This is a genomic window from Burkholderia savannae (genome assembly GCF_001524445.2).
Classification (GTDB): domain Bacteria; phylum Pseudomonadota; class Gammaproteobacteria; order Burkholderiales; family Burkholderiaceae; genus Burkholderia; species Burkholderia savannae.
In genome coordinates, this window is record NZ_CP013418.1 from 2645597 (window position 1) to 2668644 (window position 23048).

22 protein-coding genes are annotated in these 23048 nt (G+C 67.9%); 12 read left to right on the forward strand and 10 right to left on the reverse strand.

What is annotated here, in order from left to right:
* The first annotated feature begins 37 nt into the window (after nucleotides 1-37).
* A complete protein-coding gene (locus WS78_RS32715) occupies nucleotides 38-265 on the forward strand; it encodes a DUF3562 domain-containing protein (RefSeq protein ID WP_038753684.1) in 228 nt (75 codons plus the stop codon).
* Entirely contained in the window at nucleotides 265-1251 is a 987-nt protein-coding gene (locus tag WS78_RS32720) for a zinc-dependent alcohol dehydrogenase family protein (protein ID WP_059579320.1), read from the forward strand. The genes WS78_RS32715 and WS78_RS32720 overlap by 1 nt, the downstream gene beginning before the upstream one ends.
* Nucleotides 1252-1368: 117 nt before the next feature.
* Here WS78_RS32720 and WS78_RS32725 read toward each other — a convergent pair whose 3' ends face one another.
* Nucleotides 1369-2151 (reverse strand): helix-turn-helix domain-containing protein, encoded by a 783-nt coding sequence (locus WS78_RS32725; protein WP_038753677.1) that lies wholly within the window; start codon nucleotides 2149-2151, stop codon nucleotides 1369-1371.
* 665 nt (nucleotides 2152-2816) lie between these two features.
* Here WS78_RS32725 and WS78_RS32735 point away from each other — a divergent pair.
* Nucleotides 2817-3563 carry a beta-ketoacyl-ACP reductase gene (locus WS78_RS32735; RefSeq protein WP_059579315.1) on the forward strand — a complete coding sequence of 249 codons (747 nt, stop codon included), beginning with the start codon at nucleotides 2817-2819 and terminating at the stop codon, nucleotides 3561-3563.
* A 432-nt stretch (nucleotides 3564-3995) separates the two neighbouring features.
* Here WS78_RS32735 and WS78_RS32740 read toward each other — a convergent pair whose 3' ends face one another.
* Together WS78_RS32740 and WS78_RS32745 are read right to left on the reverse strand one after the other, a co-directional pair.
* Entirely contained in the window at nucleotides 3996-5375 is a 1380-nt protein-coding gene (locus WS78_RS32740; protein WP_059579312.1) for an MBL fold metallo-hydrolase RNA specificity domain-containing protein, read from the reverse strand.
* Nucleotides 5376-5419: 44 nt separating this feature from the next.
* Nucleotides 5420-6022 (reverse strand): hypothetical protein, encoded by a 603-nt coding sequence (locus tag WS78_RS32745; protein ID WP_156437575.1) that lies wholly within the window; start codon nucleotides 6020-6022, stop codon nucleotides 5420-5422.
* Between the two features lie 44 nt (nucleotides 6023-6066).
* Between WS78_RS32745 and WS78_RS32750 the strand changes: the two genes are divergently transcribed.
* The 4 genes from WS78_RS32750 (at nucleotide 6067) to WS78_RS32775 (ending at nucleotide 10487) form a co-directional block, all read left to right on the forward strand.
* Complete coding sequence (locus WS78_RS32750; RefSeq protein ID WP_038753666.1) at nucleotides 6067-6957, forward strand: metal-dependent hydrolase; 891 nt, start codon at nucleotides 6067-6069, stop codon at nucleotides 6955-6957.
* A 529-nt stretch (nucleotides 6958-7486) separates the two neighbouring features.
* On the forward strand, nucleotides 7487-9049 hold the full coding sequence (locus tag WS78_RS32765; protein ID WP_038753663.1) for an amino acid permease: 1563 nt from the start codon (nucleotides 7487-7489) through the stop codon (nucleotides 9047-9049).
* Nucleotides 9050-9177: 128 nt separating this feature from the next.
* Nucleotides 9178-9594, forward strand: a complete 417-nt coding sequence (locus WS78_RS38440) for a hypothetical protein (RefSeq protein WP_059579308.1) — start codon at nucleotides 9178-9180, stop codon at nucleotides 9592-9594.
* A gap of 14 nt (nucleotides 9595-9608) precedes the next feature.
* Nucleotides 9609-10487, forward strand: a complete 879-nt coding sequence (locus tag WS78_RS32775; protein WP_082717470.1) for an alpha/beta hydrolase — start codon at nucleotides 9609-9611, stop codon at nucleotides 10485-10487.
* Nucleotides 10488-10563: 76 nt separating this feature from the next.
* Here the strand turns inward: WS78_RS32775 and WS78_RS32780 are convergent, their stop codons facing one another.
* The 4 genes from WS78_RS32780 to benA are packed head-to-tail and all read right to left on the reverse strand — an operon-like array spanning nucleotide 10564 to nucleotide 14280.
* Nucleotides 10564-11358: a 1,6-dihydroxycyclohexa-2,4-diene-1-carboxylate dehydrogenase gene (locus tag WS78_RS32780; protein ID WP_059579300.1), complete on the reverse strand. Its 795-nt coding sequence runs from the start codon at nucleotides 11356-11358 to the stop codon at nucleotides 10564-10566.
* The gene (gene benC / locus WS78_RS32785; protein WP_059579295.1) at nucleotides 11355-12374 is read right to left on the reverse strand and encodes a benzoate 1,2-dioxygenase electron transfer component BenC; all 1020 of its coding nucleotides are present in this window, start codon (nucleotides 12372-12374) and stop codon (nucleotides 11355-11357) included. Before benC ends, WS78_RS32780 begins: the two co-directional genes overlap by 4 nt.
* A 50-nt stretch (nucleotides 12375-12424) precedes the next feature.
* Nucleotides 12425-12916: a benzoate 1,2-dioxygenase small subunit gene (gene benB, locus WS78_RS32790; RefSeq protein WP_038753656.1), complete on the reverse strand. Its 492-nt coding sequence runs from the start codon at nucleotides 12914-12916 to the stop codon at nucleotides 12425-12427.
* Complete coding sequence (gene benA / locus WS78_RS32795) at nucleotides 12913-14280, reverse strand: benzoate 1,2-dioxygenase large subunit (RefSeq protein ID WP_059579291.1); 1368 nt, start codon at nucleotides 14278-14280, stop codon at nucleotides 12913-12915. Before benA ends, benB begins: the two co-directional genes overlap by 4 nt.
* A gap of 221 nt (nucleotides 14281-14501) precedes the next feature.
* Here benA and WS78_RS32800 point away from each other — a divergent pair, with 221 nt between their 5' ends.
* Together WS78_RS32800 and WS78_RS32805 are read left to right on the forward strand one after the other, a co-directional pair.
* A complete protein-coding gene (locus tag WS78_RS32800) occupies nucleotides 14502-15416 on the forward strand; it encodes a LysR family transcriptional regulator (RefSeq protein WP_038753698.1) in 915 nt (304 codons plus the stop codon).
* 252 nt (nucleotides 15417-15668) lie between these two features.
* On the forward strand, nucleotides 15669-15881 hold the full coding sequence (locus WS78_RS32805; protein ID WP_038753695.1) for a DUF1059 domain-containing protein: 213 nt from the start codon (nucleotides 15669-15671) through the stop codon (nucleotides 15879-15881).
* A gap of 207 nt (nucleotides 15882-16088) precedes the next feature.
* On the opposite strand, the gene WS78_RS32810 is transcribed toward WS78_RS32805, so the two are convergent.
* Nucleotides 16089-16526: a nuclear transport factor 2 family protein gene (locus tag WS78_RS32810; RefSeq protein WP_038753692.1), complete on the reverse strand. Its 438-nt coding sequence runs from the start codon at nucleotides 16524-16526 to the stop codon at nucleotides 16089-16091.
* A gap of 143 nt (nucleotides 16527-16669) precedes the next feature.
* Between WS78_RS32810 and WS78_RS32815 the strand changes: the two genes are divergently transcribed.
* Complete coding sequence (locus WS78_RS32815; RefSeq protein WP_059579288.1) at nucleotides 16670-17374, forward strand: ArsR/SmtB family transcription factor; 705 nt, start codon at nucleotides 16670-16672, stop codon at nucleotides 17372-17374.
* Here the strand turns inward: WS78_RS32815 and WS78_RS32820 are convergent.
* Nucleotides 17363-18364 carry an NAD-dependent epimerase/dehydratase family protein gene (locus WS78_RS32820; RefSeq protein WP_059579426.1) on the reverse strand — a complete coding sequence of 334 codons (1002 nt, stop codon included), beginning with the start codon at nucleotides 18362-18364 and terminating at the stop codon, nucleotides 17363-17365. The genes WS78_RS32815 and WS78_RS32820 overlap by 12 nt on opposite strands.
* A gap of 94 nt (nucleotides 18365-18458) precedes the next feature.
* On the opposite strand from WS78_RS32820, the gene WS78_RS32825 reads away from it, so the two are divergent.
* Nucleotides 18459-19400 (forward strand): LysR family transcriptional regulator, encoded by a 942-nt coding sequence (locus WS78_RS32825; RefSeq protein ID WP_059579287.1) that lies wholly within the window; start codon nucleotides 18459-18461, stop codon nucleotides 19398-19400.
* A 249-nt stretch (nucleotides 19401-19649) separates the two neighbouring features.
* On the opposite strand, the gene WS78_RS32830 is transcribed toward WS78_RS32825, so the two are convergent.
* Nucleotides 19650-20702, reverse strand: a complete 1053-nt coding sequence (locus WS78_RS32830; protein ID WP_038753641.1) for an AraC family transcriptional regulator — start codon at nucleotides 20700-20702, stop codon at nucleotides 19650-19652.
* Nucleotides 20703-20837: 135 nt separating this feature from the next.
* Between WS78_RS32830 and WS78_RS32835 the strand changes: the two genes are divergently transcribed.
* On the forward strand, nucleotides 20838-22871 hold the full coding sequence (locus tag WS78_RS32835) for an NADPH-dependent 2,4-dienoyl-CoA reductase (protein ID WP_059579285.1): 2034 nt from the start codon (nucleotides 20838-20840) through the stop codon (nucleotides 22869-22871).
* Nucleotides 22872-23048: the final 177 nt, after the last annotated feature.

A 23048-nucleotide genomic window follows, 5' to 3' on the forward strand; every position in this document is an offset into this window, starting at 1 on the left:
ACATCAACGGATTCGACGACGCACAGGGGCACGCATCATGCACCACGACATGCTTTTCGATTCGCTGCTCGCCGCCGCGCGGCGGCGCTCGATCACGGAGGGAGAGTTGATGCACATGCTCGATGACGAAATCGCGCGCCTTGCGGACGGCGCGCGCGTTCACGACTACCTGCGCGTGATCGCGATCAGGCGCGTGCGCGAACGCCTCGCCTCGCACGCGCGGGCGGCGGACGCCGCGCATGCGCGGCGCTCGGGAGCGCGTTGATGCGCGCGATGGTGTTCGACGGCGGCGCGCCGCGGCTGCGCGAGGCGGAGCTGCCCGATCCGAGGCCGGCGTCGGGCGAGTTGCTGATCGACGTGCACGCGTGCGGCGTATGCCGGACCGATCTGCACGTCGTCGACGGCGACCTGCGCGATCCGAAGCGGCCGGTGATTCCGGGCCACGAGATCGTCGGCACGGTGGCCGCGCTCGGCGTGGGCGCGGCGGGCTTCGCGATCGGCGATCGCGTCGGCGTGCCGTGGCTCGGCCGCGCATGCGGCCACTGCATGTACTGCAAGAGCGGCCGCGAGAACCTGTGCGACGCCCCCGGCTTCACCGGCTACACGATCGACGGCGGCTACGCGGAGCGCACGGTCGCCGACGCGCGCTTCTGCGTGCACTTGCCGAGCCGCTACGACGACGTCCACGCGGCGCCGCTGCTGTGCGCGGGCCTCATCGGCTACCGGACGCTGAAGATGGCGGGCCCCGCGCGCCGCATCGGCCTGTACGGTTTCGGCGCGGCCGCGCATCTCGTCGCGCAGGTCGCGCGTTTCCAGGGGCGCACGGTCTACGCGTTCACGCGCCCCGGCGATGTCCCGGCGCAGCAGCTCGCGCGCCGGCTCGGCGCGGCATGGGCGGGCGGCAGCGACGAGCCCGCGCCCGAGCCGCTCGACGCCGCGCTGATCTTCGCGTCGGTCGGCGCGCTCGTGCCGGCCGCGCTCGCGGCGGTCGCGAAGGGCGGCGTCGTCGTGTGCGGCGGAATTCACATGTCGGACATTCCGTCGTTTTCGTACGACCTGCTGTGGGGAGAGCGGCGGATCGTGTCGGTCGCGAACCTGACGCGCGACGATGCGGCGGAATTCATGCGGATCGCGAACGACGTGCAGCTCGACGTGGAGGCGACGCCGTATCCGCTCGCGCAAGCGAACCAGGCGCTCGACGATCTGCGCTCGGGGCGCCTGACGGGCGCGGCGGTGCTGACGATGCGCTGAATCAAGCGGCGTCCGTGCGCGGCGCACGGGCGCACCGCTCCCGCCGCGAAGCAAGCGGCTTCATCGAAGATGCGCGCGCGGCTTCAGGCTTCGGGCGTGCGCCGCGCCGGCGACGCGTCACACGCGCGCGAGCCCCTGCGGATCGGTGATGCGAATCTGCTTGCCGCGCGGCGCGATCAGCTTGTCGCGCTGGAACTTCGACAACATCCGGCTGACGGTTTCGAGCTTCATCCCGAGATAGCAGCCGATTTCCTCGCGCGTCATCCGAAGATTGAACTCCGACGCCGAATAGCCGCGTTTCTGGAAACGCTCGGAGATGTTGAGCAGGAACGCGGCGACGCGCTGCTCGGCCGTCATCGTGCCCAGCAGCATCATCAGGCTCGATTCGCGGACGATCTCGCCGCTCATCAACTGATGTACGTGGTGCTGCATCGGCTTGACTTCGCGACACACCGCTTCGAGCTGCGCGAACGGGATGATGCAGACGGTGCTGTCCTCGAGCGCGATCGCATCGCTGTTGTGGCGGCCGCCGCATACGCCGTCGAGACCGAGCGTTTCGCCGACGATCTGAAAGCCCGTCACCTGCTCGCGGCCGTCGCGATGCATGACGACCGTCTTGAACGAGCCGGTGCGCACCGCATAGATGCTCTGAAACGTATCGTGCGTGCGAAACAATGCTTCGCCGCGTTTGACGTGGCGCGTCGTGCACACCATTGCGTCGAGCCGGGCGAGCTCGCTCGGCGTGAGGCTGGCCGGCATGCACACGTTGCGTGTCGCGCAGGTCGAGCAGCGCGTCGCCGGCTGCTTCGGCGTGTCCTCGGCCGCAACGGGATGCAACTGCAACACGGGCCGTTGCGGCACGGACGAGGGCGCGGCTTCATTGGCTGAGGCGGTCAGCATAATCGGCTCCTTTCATGCGGCGGGCTCGACTGGCACGGTCGAGCGCGCAGACACGTGGCGCGGCACGCAGTGCCGCATTGCGCGGCGGCGTCGGCGAAGAAGGGCGACTGCGCTGCGCGGCATGCCGGACGATGATGGCAAACGGCCGGAACTGCCGTCCGGGAGCGAGGCTTGCATCTCGTCGTGCGCAATCCGTCGTTTCGTTGCGATTGCCGAATCAGCCGAGGCAAGCCCGCCCGCTAAGAGCATAGACGACGAAACGCGGGTCGGAATGATCATTCGAAGACCACCCCTACGCTTGTCAGTATGCAACGCGGATTGCCGCATCGATACTGTCGAACGTTGAACTTCCGGTAGGCATCAGCGTAGCGTTGTAGGGCGTTTCCTACAGCAGGGCTGTGCGTCGGTGCCGTGCATCCGTTTGACTCAGGTCAACGGATCGCGTGAGTGCGTGCTTACAGTAAAACGCGATGGCGTAGAGGGACGACACGCAACGTCACGGCAACGGGCGTCGACACGTTGCCGCACATATGAATCGGTGCGCGCGTTCGCCGCGAGCCGCAAGCAACATATTTCTCAACCCATGCCCGGATGGCGGCCGCGCGACATCGCTCGCGGGCCGCGCGGCGTCGATGTCGCGCCGGGCATCTTATCGGGAGGCCGTGATGGAAGCAAAACGCGTGGCGTTCGTGACAGGCGGTATGGGCGGGCTGGGCGCCGCGGTGAGTCGGCGGCTGCACGACGCCGGCATGGCCGTGGCGGTGTCGCATTCGGAGCGCAACGATCATGTGTCGACGTGGCTCATGCACGAGCGCGATGCCGGGCGCGACTTCAAGGCGTACAGCGTCGACGTCGCGGATTTCGAATCGTGCGAGCGGTGCGCGGAAAAGGTGCTCGCGGATTTCGGCAAGGTCGACGTGCTGATCAACAATGCGGGAATCACGCGCGACGCGACGTTCCTGAAGATGACGAAGGGCGACTGGGACGCCGTGATGCGAACCGATCTCGACGCGATGTTCAATGTGACGAAACAGTTCATCGCGGGCATGGTCGAGCGGCGCTTCGGGCGCATCGTCAACATCGGATCGGTGAACGGCTCGCGCGGCGCGTTCGGTCAGGCGAACTACGCGTCGGCGAAGGCGGGCATCCACGGCTTCACGAAGACGCTCGCGCTCGAGACGGCGAAACGCGGGATCACGGTCAACACCGTGTCGCCCGGCTATCTCGCGACCGCGATGGTCGAAGCGGTGCCGCAGGACGTGCTCGAAGCGAAGATTCTTCCGCAGATTCCGGTCGGCCGGCTTGGGCGGCCCGACGAAGTGGCCGCGCTCATCGCGTTCCTGTGCTCGGACGACGCCGCGTTCGTCACCGGCGCCGATCTCGCGATCAACGGCGGGATGCACATGTGCTGATTGTGGCCGCGCCGGCGCCCGCCGCGCGAAGTCGGCACCCGCCGAGTCGAGGCGGTGGAGGCGCGGCCGCCGGCGTTGTGCGCAGCGGCGGCGAACGCCTCTTTCGTGCGGTGCGTTGCCTTGCATGACGGCAACGCTCGCATGCTTCGTTTCCGCGTTGCTCGACATCCGGCGGCGGCGCCGAGCCGGGTTGAGATCACTTCGCGGCACGATCGCGCGATCGATTCGCGCGATCGTTCAGGGAACCGAAACATCGGCGCCTGATCTTGCCGCAGACGTGCCTCCCGCACGGCATTCGTCAGCCGATTCGTTACGCCGGCGCCTACGAATCGGCGCACGCCGCCCGGTATCCGGCCGATTCCCCCGAAGCGTTGCGCATTCCGATGCGCCGGAGATGGCCACGTGTCCGGCGTTGCGTTTGCCTCGTCGCATTCACGTCGTTCGCGCGGGCGTGTCTTCCAGCTCGATCGATTCGAGATACGACGGCACTTCGCAGCGCCAGTGCAGCGATTCCTCGATCCGCCGCCGCAGCGCATCGGCCGCCGCGGGCTCGCCGTGCGTGACGAACGTGCGCACGGGCGCCCTCGACTGCGCGCCGAGCCATCCGAGGATCTCGCCATAGTCCGCATGCGCGGACAGCGACGAGATCATTTCGACCTGCGCGCGCACGCGCACGTATTCGCCGTGGATTTTCAGCGTCGGTTCGTGCGCGGCGAGCGCCGCGCCGCGCGTGCCCGCCGCCTGATACCCGACGAGCAGGATCGTGTTGCGGCTGTCGGGCGCGTAGCGCTCGAGGTGATACAGCACGCGGCCGCCCGTGGCCATTCCGCTGCCCGCGATGATGACCATCGGCCCGTTGTGGTCGGCGATCGCCTTCGACTGCTCGACCGTGCGGACCATCACCGCCGCGTGGCTGATCGCGTCCGCGTCGGACATCGTGAGCCGGTGATCGGAGAGCCGCCGCTGGTAGATCTCGGTGACGCTCGTCGCCATCGGGCTGTCGAGAAACACGGGCACGTGCGGCATTCGTCCGGTCTTTTTCAGTTGCGCGATGTAATACAGGACCTCCTGCGCGCGCCCGACGGTGAAGCACGGCATCACGACCACGCCGCCGCGCGCGAACGTCTTCGAGAACACGTCGGCGAGCTCGGCTTCGGGATCGCTCGTGTCGTGCAGCCGGTCGCCGTACGTCGACTCGACGACGAGATAGTCCGCATGAACGGGCGGCACGGGCGAGCGCATGATCGGATCGTGCGCGCGGCCAAGATCGCCGGAGAACGCGAGCAGCGTGTGCCGCCAGCAGACGACGACGCTCGCCGCGCCGAGAATGTGCCCGGCCGGCAGGAAGCGGAAGTGCAGGCCGCCCGCGAGCGGCGTCGGCGCGTCGAATTCGCGCGGCGCGAGACGCTGGAGCGCGCGCTGCGCGTCGTCGGTGGTGTAGAGCGGCAACGCCGGATGGTGCTTCGAGTAGCCGTGGCGGTTCGCGAACTCGGCTTCTTCCTCGAGGAGCCGTGCGCTGTCCGTCAGCATGATCTCGCAGAGCTCCGCCGTGCCGTGCGTGCAATAGACCGGCCCGCGGAAGCCTTCGCGCACGAGCACGGGCAGATAGCCGCTGTGGTCGAGATGCGCATGCGTGAGCACGACGGCGTCGATCGAATCGGCGGGCACGGGCAGCGGGCTCCAGTTGCGCAGCCGCAGGTTCTTCGTGCCCTGGAACAGCCCGCAGTCGATCAGGACGCGTGTCCCGCCGTCCTCGAGCAGATACTTCGAGCCCGTGACGGTTTCCGTCGCGCCGAGGAACGTGAGTTTCATGAGACCCCCTGGGGAAACGTGCGATGTCCGATGCGTTCATTGCACTACACGCGTCGCGCGCATTGCTGACGTGGATCAATCTGCGCGGCCACGCATCGCGCGCATGCGGCGAAAAAGGGGCATGGGCCGATGCGCGCGTCGGCGCGCTGCTCGCGCATCGCCTCTTGGGCGAGCGCCGCCTGCGCCGGCATCGCGATGCGCGGCGTCGTGCTGCAACGCGGCGAATACAGTGCCGACGCGAACGGGAGAATGCCTGCGAGCGAAGAGCAGCATCTTCCGAGCCGCGAATCCGGGGCTTGGTGCGATGCAGCTTGTGCGCTGCGACGAAAGCCTTCGCGATTGCCGAAGCAAGCGGCGAACGTCGCCATGCCGCATGCGGCCGACGCGAATGCCCGGTGTGCCCGCGCGCCGTTTGAAGGAGACGCTCGGGCGTCGTCGCGAGCCGCGCAAGCCGCGCGCACGGGGGCTTGCGCACGCGGGTAAGGGAAATTCCGCAACGAAGAATGTGTTTTTTGCGTGAAGTCGTTCTTGCGCGGACTTGGATCGTCTTCTATGATGACATCCATCAATGTAACGTTGATTGATGGTTTGATGTGAGATTGCGACCACGCCCCAATTCCCAAATCGAACCATCGGGGGCGTTGCATCGAGTCGCACCGACGTCCCATGACGGGACCTGGAGACAAACACCGTGAATGCTATTGTTCGTCGCGATATTCGCTTCGCCCTGCCGCCCGACCGCATCTGCGACTGGCACACCGAAGGCGTGGGCGTGACGCATCTGTTCAACGCGCTGTCGCTGCTGTTCCCGGCGGGCGAGCGCTTCTTCATGGATTCGGTGCGCAACTATCGCGACCGGGTCGAGGAGCCGAATCTGAAGCGCGACATCGCGGGCTTCATCGGCCAGGAAGCGATGCACACGCGCGAGCACGTCGAGTTCAACGATCTGCTGCAGGCGGCGGGCATGCCCGCGCACAAGCTCGACAAGCGCCTGTGGACGGTGCTCGGCTGGTTCAAGAAAGCGCTGCCGAATTCGATGCAGCTCGCGATCACGATGGCGCTCGAGCACTACACCGCGATGTTCACGGGCCTCGTGCTCGCGAACCGCATCACCACCAGCGAAGTCGACGGCTACCGCCAGATGTGGATGTGGCACTCGATGGAGGAAACCGAGCACAAGGCGGTCGCATACGACGTGTGGCGCACCGTGATGAAGCCGAGCCTGAAGAGCTACCTGCTGCGCACGAGCATGATGATGCTCGTCACGGTCGTGTTCTGGGCGACGCTGTTCGATTTCAACACGCGCTTGCTGATCTCGCATCGCCGCCGCATCGGCAAGGGCCTCGGCATCGGCAAGCTGGTCAAGTATCTGTGGGGCCCGAAGAACGGCATCTTCGCGCTGATCGCGCGCGAATGGATCGACTACTTCCGCCCGGGCTTCCATCCGTGGGATCACGACAACAGCGTGCACCTCGAGCGTCTCGACGATCTGATCGCCGAGATCGACGCGAGCAACGCGCGCCAGGCGGCGAAGGCCGCGCCGCGCCGGGTGCCGCTGCATCCGGTGCCGCAGGCGGTGTGAGGCCGCGATCGCGATGTAACGCAGCGCTGTAAGGCAGCGCTGTAAGGCAGGATAAGCAGGCAAATCAGGGAGAAGAGAAGGGCCGCTACGAGCGGCCCTTCCGTTTTTCGGGCGCCGCCGCCGCACGCGTGCGCCGTTCGCGGTGCATGGTCCGTTGTCCGCCGCGGCGTGCCGCACCGCAGCGAATACCGGGCGTTTTCGGATTCATCATATTTTTCGATGACGCGGTGCATCGGGGCGCGCCGGCTCGCGACGCGCGGCGGCGCGCCCCGATGCACCGCGTTCTGCGCGCAACCCATTGATCGGCAAAGCGTTTTGCCGGCGGTTATCTTGCGCGTCGCAGCACGCCGTGTTGCAGGCGTGCTCTGATGAATCGGGTAGAATCCGCGCTGCGCAAAAAATGCGTGTGGCGCGGCGCGCCCGGTCGGCACCGGGCGGCGCGCCGCAGATCGTCCCGGGGACGCGCCGAATCCGGCGTCCTGCCCGGCGCGGCGTCGAACCGTCGCCCGCCGCTCCTTGCCAGCCCTTTATGTCACCACACCCGAATTCCGACCGTTCAACCGCACAATCGAAACCTCCCGAGCTGCGCCGCAGCCTGAAAGCCCGTCACCTGACGATGATCGCGATCGGCGGCTCGATCGGCACGGGGCTCTTCGTCGCGTCCGGCGCGTCGATCTCGCAGGCGGGCCCCGGCGGCGCGATGCTCGCGTACCTGCTGATCGGCGTGATGGTCTACTGCCTGATGATGAGCCTGGGCGAGATGGCCGCGTTCATGCCGGTGTCCGGCTCGTTCGCGACTTACGGCGCGAAATACGTCGAAGAGGGTTTCGGTTTCGCGCTCGGCTGGAACTACTGGTACAACTGGGCGGTGACGATCGCGGTCGAGCTCGTCGCCGCGCAGCTCGTCATGCATTACTGGTTTCCCGACGTGCCGGGGGTCTGGTGGAGCGCCGCGTTCCTCGGCGTGATGTTCCTCCTCAATGTGCTGACCGTGCGCGGCTTCGGCGAGGCCGAATACTGGTTCGCGCTGATCAAGGTCGTCACCGTGCTCGCGTTCATCGGCGTCGGGCTGCTGATGATCTTCGGCATCCTGAAGGGCGGCCCGAGCAACGGCTGGAGCAACTTCACGATCGGCGACGCGCCGTTCGCGGGCGGCCTGCCCGCGATGATGGGCGTCGCGATGATCGCCGGCTTCTCGTTCCAGGGCACCGAGCTGATCGGCGTCGCCGCCGGCGAATCGGAAAACCCGCGCACGACGATCCCGCGCGCGGTGCGTCAGGTGTTCTGGCGCATCCTGCTGTTCTACGTGCTGGCGATTTTCGTGATCGGCGTGCTGGTTCCTTATACCGATCCGAGCCTGCTGAAGAGCGACGTGACCGACGTCGGCGTGAGCCCGTTCACGCTCGTGTTCCGTCATGCGGGCCTCGCGTTCGCTGCGGGCGTGATGAACGCGGTGATCCTGACCGCCGTGCTGTCGGCGGGCAACTCGGGAATGTACGCGTCGACGCGGATGCTCTACAACCTCGCGACCGAAGGCCGCGCGCCGAAGCTGTTCGCGAAGCTGTCGGCGGGCGGCGTGCCGCGCAACGCGCTGTACGCGACGACCGCGGTGGGCGCGCTGTGCTTCCTGTCGTCGCTGTACGGCGACAAGACGGTTTATCTGTGGCTCCTGAACACGTCGGGAATGACGGGCTTCATCGCGTGGCTCGGCATCGCGCTCAGCCACTATCGGTTTCGCAAGGGCTTCGTTCGGCAGGGCTTCTCGATCGATCAGCTGCCGTATCAGTCGAACCTGTATCCGTACGGCCCGATTTTCGCGTTCGCGCTGTGCATCGTGATCGCGCTCGGCCAGGACTATCAGGCGTTCCTCGCGAACAAGATCGACTGGGTCGGCGTGCTCGCGACCTACGTCGGCATTCCGCTCTTCCTCGTCGTGTGGTTCGGCTACCGGCTCGTTCACAAGACGCGCTTCGTTCGCTTCGAAGAGATGGACATCGCGTCGTGGGTCGCCGAGCACGAGCGCGCGGCGGCGCGCGAAGCGCGCGAGGCGGCGGCCGTGCGCGTGCCGTCGAGCCCCGAAGCGGCTTCGTAATGCATCGCGTCGCGCGCTCGCCGCGCGACGCTCGCTGCAATGTCGACGAGCGGCCGGCCCGGCATCGGGCCGGCCGCTTTTTTTGTTCACGTTGCCCGTCGCTTTTGTTTTGATGCTCGACGGCGTGCGTGGCGCATCGCGAACGTCGCGCGAGCGAACGTGGCGCTCGCCGCTCGCCGCTCGCGGTCGGCGACATGCGGCCCTTGCGGCCGTCGTCGGAATCGGCGCGGCGCCGGATCAGGCCGCCGCCGTCGAACTCGCGCGGCAGCGCGGCGAGGTTCGACGAGCGCATTGCACACGGCCATCGCCGGTGTGGGTGCGGAGCGAGCGAGTCCCGCAATACCGAGACGACACTCTACGAATCGACTATTTGGCCGCTTTATCGTTTACCGGTTTTTCAGGGAAGACGATTCTCGCAACGGAAAGGCGCGTGGATCGAATGCGCGCGGCTACGCGGCAATGCGCCGCGCGCGTTCGAAGCGTTTGAATGTTGCGTGCGCGCGCCGATATGGCGGCGCGCGATGCGTGCGTCGTCGTTCGAGTAACCGAGGAGCAGGCGATGCTGGCAGGGATGATGTTGATCGGATCGGCCGTGACGCTCGGCGTGTGGGCCGGCCGCAATCCGTTGGTCGTACTGAACGCGGCGGCTCGCCGCGCGACGTTTGCCGGCCGTTTCGACATCGTCTACGGTGCGGGGCCGCGCCGTTCGCTCGACGTCTATTTGCCGGCCGGACGCGGCGCGCGCACGTGCGGCGACGGCAAGCCGCTCGTCGTGTTCTTCTATGGCGGCAGCTGGCAGAGCGGCCGGCGCGGCGATTACCGGTTCGTCGGCGAGGCGCTCGCGTCGCGCGGCTGCGTCGTCGCGATTCCCGACTATCGGCTGTATCCGGGCGCGGTGTTTCCGGACTTCGTCGAAGACGCAGCCGCGGCGGTGCGCTGGGCGCGCGATCATGCGGCCGAGCTCGGCGCGGACCCGCGCCGCGTGTACGTCGCGGGTCACTCGGCGGGGGCGCAGATCGCGGCGCTGCTCGCGACCGACGGCCGCTTTCTCGATGCGCACGGTCTGGGCAAGCGCGATCTTGCGGGCGTGGTCGGACTCGCCGGTCCGTACGATTTCCTGCCGCTCGCCGACGCGACGCTGATGCGGATCTTTCCCGAGCCCGTGCGCGACGCGAGCCAGCCGATCCGCTTCGTCGACGGCAGCGAGCCGCCGATGCTGCTCGTATCGGGCCTAAACGACGCGACGGTGAGGCCGGGCAACACGGCGCGGTTCGCTGCGCGCGTCGCCGCCGCGGGCGGCGCGGTGCAGGTCAGGCTCTATCCGCGCATCGGGCATGCGCTGCTCGTCGGCGCACTGGGCATGCCGATGCGGCGCTTTCTGCCGGTGCTCGACGACGTAGCGGAATTCGTGCGCGCGGCGCCGCGAGTTCGCGCATGAAATTCCGCAGCGTTAATACGCGTGCGCAAACGCACGCAAACGCACGCAAACGCACGCGTGCGCACGCACGCGGCGCTCAACCCTGATCACCGCCGCCGACGGGCAGCACCGAGCCGGTGATGTACGACGCTTCGTCCGATGCGAGAAACAGAATCGCGGCGACTTGCTCGTCGATCGTTCCGTATCGGTGCATCAGGCTCGACGACAGGGTCTGGTCGACGATCGCGCGATACCAGCGCGCGTCGTCGTCGCCTTGCGGTTCGGCGTTGCGCGGCACCTTGCGCGGCGGCGCGTCGGTGCCGCCGGCGGCGACCGCGTTCACGCGCACACCGTGCGCCGCATGCTCGAACGCGAGACTCGCGGTCAACGCGTTGACGCCGCCTTTCGCCGCCGCGTACGGCACGCGATGAATGCTGCGCGTCGCGATCGACGACACGTTGACGATCGCGCCCCGGCCGCGCTCGATCATGCCGGGCAGCACCGCGCGGCAGCACCACAGCGTCGGGAACAGCGAGCGGCGGATTTCCGCCTCGATCTGTGGGATGTCGTAGCGATCGAACGGTTTCGTCCAGATCGTGCCGCCGACGTTGTTGACGAGCACGTCGATCGCGCCGAACGCGTCGACGGCCGCGCGCGCCATCGCTTCCGCGCCCGCGTACGTTTCGAGGTCGGCGACGACGGCGAGCGCGCGGCCGCCTTCGGCCGCGATTTCGGCCGCGGCGTCATGCACGAATTCCGCGCGATCGACGAGCACCGTCGTTGCGCCTTCCCGCGACGCGCGCAATGCGACGCCGCGCCCGATGCCTTGCGCGGCGCCCGTGACGACCGTTACTTTGCCGCCGAAGCGGCCGGGTGCATGTTGGCGATTCATGATCCGCTGCTCGACGAGAATCTTTCGAAGTACAGATTGGTCGGCGTGACGCCGCGCTCGCGCAGCCACGTCTGCACCGCGTCGACCATCGGCACGGGGCCGCACAGGTAGATGTCGACGTCGCCGCCGTTCAGCCACTCGGGTTCGACGTGCGCGGTCACGTAGCCCTTGCGCGGATGCGCGCTCGCATCGTCCGCGACGCAGGTCCGGTACTCGAAGCCGGCGAGGCGGCGCCCGACTTCGCCGATGCGATCGAGCGCGACGAGATCGTCGTCGCGCGTGACGCCGTAGACGAGCCGCACGGGCGGCGCGCCGTCGCGCGTCGCGCGCACGTCGAGCATCGACAGGAACGGCGCGATGCCGGTGCCGCCCGCGAGAAAAAGCGCGGGCCGCGCGGCGTCGCGCAGATAGAAGCTGCCGTGCGGCCCGGAGAACGCGATGCGCTGGCCGGGCGCGGCTTCGTCGACGAGATAGCGGCTCATCCGTCCGCCCGGCACGTTGCGCACGAGAAACGACACGCGCGCGTCGCCCGGTTGCGAGCTGAACGAGTACGAGCGCGTCGCGCCCGCGCCGGGAATCTCGACGTTCACGTACTGGCCCGCGAGAAACGCGAGCTTCGCGGGCTCGTCGACGTCGATCGAAAAGCGGATCGTCGATGCCGATAGCCGCTCGATCGACGCGAGCGTGCCCTCGTGGCGCACGGCGCTCGTCTTGCATGCGGCCGACGACGCGGGCACGTCGATCACGCAATCGGCGCGCGGGCGCGTCTGGCACGCGAGCACGTAACGCCGGGCGGCGTCGTCGGCCGTGAGCGCGTCTTCGATGTAGCTCGATTCGGGCAGGTCGTAGTCGCCCGATTCGCAGCGGCAGCGGCAGGTGCCGCACGCGCCGTCGCGGCAATCGAGCGGGAGGTTGACCTGCTGGCGATACGCGGCGTCGGCGAGCGTTTCGCCGTCGCGGCACGTGATGAAGCGGGTGACGCCGTCTTCGAACTGGAGAGCGATGCGGTGTTCCATGATGCGTTCCTCGGGCGCGACGCGGCGAGCGGCGTGCGGCGCGCGGCCGGCTAGATGTGATAGATGTCGATCAGCTGGTTGATGTAGTCGTTCTTCAGGATGACGTACTTGCTGACGATCTTCGGTGCGTCGCCTGAGAAGTCGATCGCGTAGCGCGACGTTCCGAAGTAGCTCGACACCGTCTTGTAGCGATAGCTGAGCGTGTGCCAGTTGAATCTCACGATGTGCACGTCGCCCTCGATGCTTTCGCGCTCGACGTTCGCGACGTTGTGGCTCGTGCGCGTATCGGGCATCGTCGCGCTCGAGCGCTCGGTCTTGATGCGGAACACGCGATCCTCGAGCCCCTGCCGGTTCGGATAGTAGATCAGCGAGATCTCGCGCTGCGGATCGGTGACGAGCTCGTCCGAGTCGTCCCACGACGGCATCCAGAACACGACCTCCGGGTGATAGCAGTCGAGCCACGCGTCCCATGCCTTGTCGTCGAGCAGCCGGCATTCGCGGTAGAGGAACGCGCGGATGTCCGCGATGTCGATCGTCTTCATGCGCGGCTCCTTTCGGCGGCGAGCGCCTGCTTCATCGTCGAGATCCAGTAGCGGTGCTGGACCGTGTACAGCCCTTCGTCCTCGGTCTTCACGCCGCTCAGCAGCGGACGGATGCCGATCTTGCGCGCGGCTTCGTCGGGGCCTTCGATCCAGTGCGCGGCGCCGCGGCACATGTCGTTCCATTCGACCGCGCGGCCTGCATAGCCTTGCTGGCACGCGCGGAATTCCTCGAGATCGTCGGGCGTCGCCATCCCGCTCGCGTTGAAGAAATCCTCGTACTGGCGGATGCGGCGCGCGCGCGCGTCGGGCGCTTCGCCCTTCGGCGCGATGCAGTAGATCGTGACCTCGGTGCGATTGACGGCGAGCGGCCGCAGCACGCGAATCTGCGAGCCGAACTGGTCCATCAGATAGACGTTCGGGTACAGGCACAGATTGCGCGAGTTCCGGATCATCCAGTCGGCGATGTCGCCGCCGCAGCGCGCGGCGAATTCGTCGCGGCGATCGAAGTTCGGCCTGTCCTCCGGGTTCGCCCATCGAGTCCACAGCAGCATGTGGCCGTGATCGAACGCGTAGAAGCCGCCGCCCTGGCGGCCCCATTTGCCCGCGTCCATCGCGCGGATCGCGTCTTCGTGCTGCGCATCCGTCTTGCGGTGATTGACGGTCGCCGCGTAATTCCAGTGCACGGCCGACACGTGATAGCCGTCCGCGCCGTTCTCGGCGGTGAGCTTCCAGTTGCCTTCGTACGTGTATGTCGACGCGCCGCGCAGCACTTCGAGGCCGTCCGCCGACTGGTCGGCGATCATGTCGACGATGCGCGCGGCGTCGCCGAGATACGCGGCGAGCGGCTCGACGTCCGGATTCAGGCTGCCGAACAGGAAGCCGCGGTAGTTCTCGAAGCGCGCGACCTTCTTCAGATCGTGCGAGCCGTCGCGATTGAAGCAGTCCGGATAGCCGGCTCCTTCGGGGTCCTTCACTTTGAGCAGCTTGCCGCTGTTGCTGAACGTCCAGCCGTGGAACGGGCACGTGTAGCTCGCGCGATTGCCGCGCTTGTGCCGGCACAGCATCGCACCGCGATGCGTGCACGCGTTGACGAACGCGTTCAGCTCGCCCTGGCGGTTGCGCGCGATCACGATCGGCTGGCGGCCGATGGTGGTCGTGTAATAGTCGTTCGCGTTCGGGATCTGGCTCTCGTGCGCGAGATAGATCCAGTTGCCTTCGAAGATGTGCTTCATCTCCAGCTCGAACAGCATCTCGTCGGTGAACGCGCTGCGGTGCAGGCGGTAGTCGCCGTGCGCCTTGTCCTCGACGAGGAAGTCGTCGATGCATCGCAGCGTCGGGTGACGATCCGGGTAGATCGGGATCATGGGGGGCGTCTCCTGATGGGCTCTGTTCGTGGCCGGCGTGCGTCCGGACGAGCGGTCCGTCGCTGCGCCGCAATGCGCGTCGTGCGGAAAACCCGGATGAACCTGCGATGCTTCGCAGGTATAGTGCTTGACGACAACGCGGTCAGATTGAGGATAGTTGCCGGCAAAACGGTGCGTCCAACACCGATTGAGTATCGGATCGATATCCACGAGGTATGAAGATGGAACTGCGGCACTTGCGCTACTTCGTCGCGGTCGCGGAGGAGCAGAATTTCACGCGCGCGGCCGAGCGCCTGCACATCGCGCAGCCGCCGCTGAGCCGGCAGATCCAGCAGCTCGAGGACGCGCTCGGCGTGATGCTGTTCGAGCGGCACGCTCGGCCGCTGAAGATGACCGATGCGGGGCGTTTCTTCTATTCGCACGCGGTGCAACTGCTCGCGCAGACGGCCGAGCTCGAATCGATGACGAAGCGCATCGGCAAGATCGAGCGCGCGCTGTCGGTCGGCTATGTCGGCTCGACGCTGTATGGGATGCTGCCGAGAATCATCCGCCGCTTTCGCGACGAATACGGCGAGGTCGAGCTGAGCCTGCACGAGATGTCGACGATGGATCAGATCAAGGCGCTGAAGGAGGGGAGGATCGACGTCGGCTTCGGCCGCATTCGCCACGAAGACCCGAGCGTGCGGCGCATCGTGTTGCGCGAGGAGCGGATGATCGTCGCGCTGCCGCTCGGGCATCCGCTCGAAGCGGCGAAGCCGGTGCTGTCGCTGCACGATCTCGTCAACGAGACGCTGATCATCTTTCCGAAGACGCCGCGGCCGAGCTACGCGGACCAGGTGCTCGCCGCGTTTCACGATCGCGCGCTGAAGCCGCGCCGGATCTACGAGACGCGCGAGCTGCAGATCGCGCTCGGGCTCGTCGCGGCGGGCGAGGGCGTATCGGTCGTGCCGCACAGCGTGTACGGGCTCAAGCGCGACGACGTCGGCTACAAGGAGCTCGACGATTCGAATCTCGTGTCGCCGATCATCATGAGCACGCGGATGCTCGACGAATCGGAGGACATCCGCGCAATGCTCGAACTGATCTATCGCTTGTACGACGAATTCCAGATGGATTACCTGCCGCCGCACGAATGACGCGGCGCGGTTGCGTCATGCGTTGCGAGCGCGCGCGAGGAGCGGGCCGTCGGGACGGCGGCGAATGCCGCGAGGGCGCGCGGTGCGCCGCGCGTTCGCGTTCTTCATCGGTTAGCCTAACGAACCGTTTCGCCGTGACCTAGAATCCAACCATCACTTCGTTCGATGCGCGTCATCGTCGTTTCCGAAGCGATTGCCCCGGGGGAAGATCGATCGTCAGGTTGGCTTCAGATCACATGCGAGGAGGGCGTCATGGCTCGCAAATACATCGATTGCCGGGAGTTTCCGAGCGAAATGCACTGCACCGTCGCGCTGTCCGCCGATTCGGATGACGAATTGATGGAGGCCGCCGTGCAGCACGCGGTCACGGTTCATCGTCATACCGATTCGCCGGAATTGCGCGCGCAGCTGAAGACGCTTTTTCACGACGGCACGCCGCCCGTCGACGCGCCGCGTCAAGCGTAGCGCCGACGGAACGGCCGATGCGTGTCGGTGTTGCATCGGCCGGCGGGTGCGTGTGTCGAGCCCGCCCGGGCCGCGCGCTCCAATCCGCCGCCGTGCCGGTGAGCCGGCGGCGGATGCGCGCTTGCGCCCGGACGCGGCGGCACGTACCGCACGGCCGCGCGGCGTGCGGTCCTTTTTCGTCTTTTTCTCTTGCCGAAGCTTGCCGCGTCACGCGGCCGATTCGGCGCGCTTCATCGCCGCGACGAGCGCGTTGAATCCGGCCCAGCCCCAGTAGACCCGGTGGCGCGCGATGCGCCCGCCGGCGACGTCGATCGATTCGATCAGGTCGATCTGATCGCCTTGCGGCGTTTCGCGGGGATATTCCCAGATCAATTGCCGGCCGTTCGTGAAGAACGTATCGGTGCGGTGCCAGCGTGCAAGCTCGTTCGGCAGTTGCCGGAATCCCGCTTCGAAGAACGCGCGGATCGCCGCGCTGCCCTGAAGCACTCCGTCGGGGCGCTCGCGCAGCACGGCGACGATCAGCGGCGTCTCGAGTATCGCGTCGGGCGCGTAGAGCGCCATCAGCGCGTCGAGGTCGCGGCGCACGACGGCGTCGTGCCATGCGGCGTGGATGTGTCGGATCTCTGCAGGCGTCGTGTCGGTCATTTCGGGCTCCTTGGCGAAAGCGGCGACGGGAAGGTTCGTCAAGCGTAGCCGCGCCGGCGCGCCGGATGTTTCGACGCGCATCGAAGCGTCGGCGGCCGGGCGGTGCTATCTTCGTCGACACCGCTCGATTCGACGGATCTCCCATGGAAGCTCAAGCGAACATCGTCACATCCGCGTTCCTGATCGCCGACCCGGCGCGTCTCGCGATTCTCGTGAGCCTTCTGGACGGCCGCGCGCGGCCGGCGGGCGAGCTTGCGCGCGTGGCCGGCGTGAGCCCGCAGACGGCGAGCTCGCACCTGCGCAAGCTCGTGGACGGCGAGTTGCTCGCCGTCGAATCGGAAGGGCGGCATCGCTACTATCGGTTGTCGAGCCCGCAGGTCGCGTTCGCGCTCGAAAGTCTCGCCGCGATCGAGACGCGGCGTCCGCTTCCGCCGCGTCCGCGCGCGGGCATGCGGCGTCTGCAATTCGCGCGCTGCTGCTACGACCATCTCGCGGGGCGCGTGGGCGTCGCGATGACGCAGCGGATGCAGGCGCTCGGCCTGCTCGCAGCCGCGCCGGACAAGCGCTTCGACGTCACGCCGTCGGGGCGCGCGTGGTTTTCCGAACTGGGCGTGGAGGTCGACGGCTTGACGGCGGGCCGGCGAGGCGTCGCGACCCAATGCCTCGATTCGACCGAGCGGCAGCATCATCTGGCGGGCCCGCTCGGCGCGCAGCTGATGCGCTGCCTGTGCGAGCGCGGATGGCTGCGGCGCGTCGCGGCGTCACGCGAGATACAGGTCACGCCGCGCGGCTGGACGGGCTTGCGAGAGCGGCTCGGGATCGACGCGGCCGCATTGTCAGCCCGATGACGGCGCAACGCGCGGTGCGCGGCCGCTCAGGCAGCCGAGCGCATCGAGCGTCGTTTCCACCGCCGCGTCGAGCGGCGTGTGCGGCTCGCGTCCGAGCGCGGCGACGAGCTTCGCGTTGTCCATGCGCAGCGCTTCGCGCCACAGATAGCGCATCTCGCGCATTTCGCGGCAGGTCGTGACGAACGGCGACGCGAGCGTCACGAGCCACCACGGAAACGCAGCGATGCGCGGCTCGACGCCCGTTCGCCGCGCGACGACGCGGCGGATCGCCGCGCTCATTTGCGCGCCGTCGGCGTCCCAATGGCCGGCCATGTGGAAGCATGAGAATGCGTCGAGCGCGTCGCGGCGCGCGAGCAATTCGACCATCGTGCGCGCGACGTCGGGCAGATACGCCCACTGATGGCCGACGCCCGCGCGGCCGGGCGAGCGTACGGTCCGCACGGGCCGCCCGGATTTCGCGAGAGCTTGGGAAAACCAGTTGTTGCGCGCACCGGGGCCGAAGAAGTCGCCGGCCCGAACGATCAGAACGCGCGCGCCCGCATCCGCGGCGTCGTGCAAGCGCCGTTCCATCTCGACGCGGATCGCGCCCTTGCGGGTCAGCGGGCGCTGCGGCGAATCCTCTCGCAGCAGGTGGCCGGCGTCGGGCCCGAAGTTGTAGACGGTGCCGGGCAGCACGATCGTCGCGCGTTCGCGCGCTGCGGCCGCGATCGTGCTGTCGAGCATCGGCAGCACCAATTCGTTCCAGCGGCGATAGCCGGGCGGATTGACCGCGTGCACGATCACCGCGCAGCCGCGCGCGGCATCGGCGACGTCGCGCGGATTCAACGCGTCGCCGAGCCGCCAGTCGATGTCCGCCGCGCCGCCATTCGCCGCCGGCGACGAGCGCGCGAGCGCCCGCACGCGCCAGCCCGCGTCGCGCAGCGCTCGCGCCATTTCTCCACCGATTCCGCCCGCCGCGCCCACCACGAGCGCCGTGTCGAGAGTCGCCATCGCTTGCTCCTGAACGTGATCCACAGGCGCATTCTGCGCCGCGCGCGGATCGATTAACATTACCGAATCTCGTCTAACGGCTATACATTTTCGTATGGGCTCGGAAATCGGCTGGGAGCTGTATCGTTCGTTCCTCGGCGTGCTGCGCGAGGGTTCGCTGTCGGGCGCGGCGCGCGTGCTCGGCCTCACGCAGCCGACCGTCGGCCGGCATGTGGCCGCGCTCGAGGCGGCGCTCGGCGTGCCGCTTTTCACACGATCGTCGACCGGGCTGATGCCGACCGACGTGGCGCTCGCGCTGCGCGCGGACGCCGAGGCGATGGAAAGCACGGCCGATGCGCTCGCGCGCACGGCAACGAGCTTCGGCAAGGACGTGCGCGGCGTCGTGCGGATCTCGGCGAGCGACGTGATCGGCGTCGAGGTGCTGCCGCCGATCGTCGCGCGCTTGCAGCAACGGCATCCGGCGCTGAAGATCGAGCTCGCGCTGACGAGCCGCATTCAGGATCTGCTGCGCCGCGAGGCCGACGTCGCGGTGCGAATGACGCGCCCCGAACAGACGCAGCTGATCGCGCGGCGCATCGGCGGCATCGAGCTCGGCCTGCATGCGCATCGCGACTATCTCGCGCGGCGCGGCACGCCGCGCAATGCGGACGAACTGGTTCGTCATTCGCTGATTGGCTACGACCGCCCGACGGCGTTCATCCGGCAGATGGCCGCGAAGTCGTTCCCGGGGCTCGACCGCGGCGCGTTCACGCTGCGCACCGACAGCGATCTCGCGCACCTCGCGCTGATTCGCGGCGGCGCGGGCATCGGCATTTGCCAGGCAGCGCTCGCGAGGCGCGATCCCGCGCTCGTGCGCGTGCTGCCGAAGGCGTTTGCCGGACGGCTCGATATGTGGGTCACGATGCACGAGGATTTGCGCGGCAGTCCGCGCTGCCGGGCGGCGTTCGACGCGCTGGTCGAGGGGCTCGACGCGTATGCGAACGAGCCGCGCGCGCCGGTTGCCGAGCGACGGCGCGCGTCGCCCGCTCGTTCGTGAGGCGTCCGCAGCTCGCGCTCGCGAAGCGTCGCGGGTCGGACGGCGATCGGACAGCAAGCGGTTGGTGAGCGGTTGGCGAGCGGCGGGCAAGCGGCGGGCAAGCGGATTCGCGTCCGCGGGCCGGGCGTTCCCGCCCGTCGTCGCGCGCGTTGCACGCATGCACACGTGTTGCGCTCGCGTGACGCGCATCGGCAACAGCTTGCGCTCGCGCCGGTGCGAATCGCGGCGCGATTGCACGCCGCGCGCCGTCTATCGCTCGGCGTCGTCGCCCGCTTCCCGATACGCGCTCGGCGTGAGCCCCGTCCACTTGCGGAACGCGCGCGTGAAGTTCGCCGGGTCGGAGAATTGCAGCCGCTCGGCGATCGTCTTCAGATCGAGATCGGATGCGCGCAGCAGCCGGCGCGCGTCGCGCAGCCGCGCCTCGTCGACGAGCGCGCGGTAGCCGGAACCTGCATCGAGCAGGCGCCGCCTCAGCGTGCGCGTCGACATCAGGAGGTGCCGCGCGAGCGCGTCGGGCTCGGGATAGCCTTGCGCCGCCAGCGCGAGTTCCGCGCGCACGCGCGCGACCAGATCGCCTTCTTCGTGGCGCACGTCCGCATATTCGCGTTCGACCTGCGCGAGCGCCTGCTGATGCGCGACTTCGTCCGCCATCGGCAGCGGCCAGTCGAGCGCATCGCGCGACACCCACAGCGCGTTCGACGCGCAATCGAAGCGCACGGGCGGCAGCCGGTCGCGATAGCGCGCGTAATAGCCGGGCTGCGGCCACGCGAATTGCAGCTCGATCGGCGGCGCGGCGCGCCCCGTCACCGTGCCGACGTTCTGCGCGATCCCGGTGAGCACGATCTCGAACATCGCGTGATGCTGGAGCACGGGGCTCGCCTGCACGCCGTGCAGCGAAAGCGTCGCGCCGTCGTCGCGCTCCGCGTAGTGCAGCCGGTATTGCCGGTTGCGCATCCGGAAATAGCGCGCGTTGACGAGCAGCGACGCGCGCAGGTCCGCGGCCGTCAGCGCCGCGTAGCCGAGAAAGCCGTGCACCGACATCCGCAGCCGCAGCCCGAGCTCGAAGCCGATCCCCTCGTCGCCGCTCAGCCGGATCGCATTCAGCACGAGCCGCCCCCATTGCGAAGGCGCGACGCGCGCGTCCGGTTCGCCGAGCACGTCGTCGCGCAGGCCGGTGCCCGCGCGGGCATCGCGCGCGTCGATGCCGCGCTCCTCGAACACCTTCAGCAGATGCCGCAGGTACGCGACCGGAATCGTCGGCCGGCGCAGGCCCAGGTGGTCTTTCGTCGTTCGTCGCGTCATCGTGTCGTGAACTGGACGAGTGTGGCCAAAATTGGCCACGAATGACAAGCATTATGGCTATTTGCCCCCTCACGGACAAGCGGTGCGTGCGCCTACGATGTAACGATCCCGATCAATCCGTTCCCGCGATACCCGATGACGACTCCGTTCCCACACCTGCTCGCCCCGCTCGATCTCGGCTTCACGACGCTGCGCAACCGCGTGCTGATGGGGTCGATGCACACGGGCCTCGAAGACAGCCGCAAGACGCTGCCGCGCCTCGCCGACTATTTTGCCGAACGCGCGCGCGGCGGCGTCGGCCTGATCGTCACGGGCGGCTTCGCGCCGAACGTCGCGGGCTGGACGAAGCCGTTCGGCGGCACGCTGTCGACGGACGCCGCGGCGCGCCGCCATCGCGTGATTCCGGACGCGGTGCATGCGGAAGGCGGCAAGATCGCGCTGCAGATCCTGCATACCGGCCGCTACGGCTATCACCCGTTCGCGGTCGCGCCGACGCGGCTCAAGTCGCCGATCTCGCCGTTCACGCCGCACGAGCTGACGGCGCGCGGCATCGAGCGGCAGATTCGCGCGTTCGTGCGCTGCGCGCAGCTCGCGCGCGAAGCGGGCTACGACGGCGTCGAGATCATGGGCTCCGAAGGCTATCTGATCAACCAGTTCATCTCGCTGCACACGAACAAGCGCACCGACGAATGGGGCGGCTCGTACGCGAACCGGATGCGGCTGCCGGTCGAGATCGTCGAGCGCACGCGCGAGGCGGTCGGCCGCGATTTCATCATCGTCTATCGGCTGTCGATGCTCGATCTGATTCCGGACGGCAGTGATTGGAGCGAAGTCGTGACGCTCGCGAAGGCGGTCGAGCGCGCGGGCGCGACGCTCATCAACACCGGCATCGGCTGGCACGAGGCGCGCGTGCCGACGATCGCGACGTCGGTGCCGCGCGGCGCGTTCGCGTGGGTCACGAAGAAGATGAAGGGCGAGGTCGGCATTCCGCTCGTGACGACGAACCGGATCAATCGGCCGGAAGTCGCCGAGCAGATTCTCGCGGACGGCTGTGCGGACATGGTGTCGATGGCGCGGCCGTTCCTCGCCGACGCCGAGTTCGTGAAGAAGGCGGCCGAGGGGCGCGCCGACGAGATCAACACGTGCATCGGCTGCAATCAGGCATGCCTCGATCACGCGTTCAAGAATCGGATCGCATCGTGCCTGCTGAATCCGCGCGCGTGCCACGAAACGGAGCTGAACTATGCGCGCGCGGCGAACGTGAAGCGCATCGCGGTGATCGGCGCGGGGCCCGCCGGCCTCGCGTGCGCGACGGTGCTCGCGCAGCGCGGGCATCGCGTCGAGCTGTTCGACGCGGCGGCCGAGATCGGCGGCCAGTTCAACATGGCCAAGCGCATTCCGGGCAAGGAGGAGTTTCACGAGGCGCTGCGTTACTTCGCACGCCAGATCGAGCTGACGGGCGTGCAGCTGCGTCTGAGCCGCCGCGTCGACGCGGCCGAGCTGATCGCGGCCGGCTACGACGACGTCGTGCTCGCCACGGGCGTCGCGCCGCGCAATCCGCGCATTCCGGGCCAGGATCATCCGAAGGTGCTGACCTACATCGACGTGCTCGCGCGCAACAAGCCGGTCGGCGAGCGCGTCGCGGTGGTCGGCGCGGGCGGGATCGGCTTCGACGTGTCGGAGTTTCTCGTTCAGGACGGCGAATCGCCGGCGCTCGATCTCGACGCATGGAAAGCGGAGTGGGGCGTGACCGATCCCGCGCTCGCGCGCGGCGGCGTGACGCTCGGCGAGATCGCGCCGCCCGCGCGCCGCGTCACCCTGCTGCAGCGAAAGGCGACGGGGCTCGGCAAGGGGCTCGGCAAGACGACCGGCTGGATTCATCGCGCGACGCTGAAGATGAAGCAGGTCGAGATGATCGGCGGCGTCAACTACGAGCTGATCGACGACAAGGGGCTGCACGTGACGTTCGGCAAGGAGCGTCTCGATCCGACCGTGATCGAGGCCGATACGATCGTGCTGTGCGCGGGGCAGGAGCCCGAGCGCGCGCTGTACGAGCCGCTGAAGGCGGCGGGCGTGCCGGTGCATCTGATCGGCGGCGCGGAGCTGGCGGCCGAGCTCGATGCGAAGCGCGCGATCGACCAGGGCGCGAGGCTCGCCGCACGGCTTTGAGCGCGGTGCGGCGGGCGGCGTGCGCCGGCGCGATCGTCGCGTGTTTGGGCGGGACTAAACGTGCGTTCGCGCAAGTCGGAGCATGTCCGCGCATGTTTGCGCACGTCGGCGCATGTCGGTGCATTTCGGAGACCGATCGCCGGGATTCGCATGCATCGGCATGCATTTGAGGCGGCA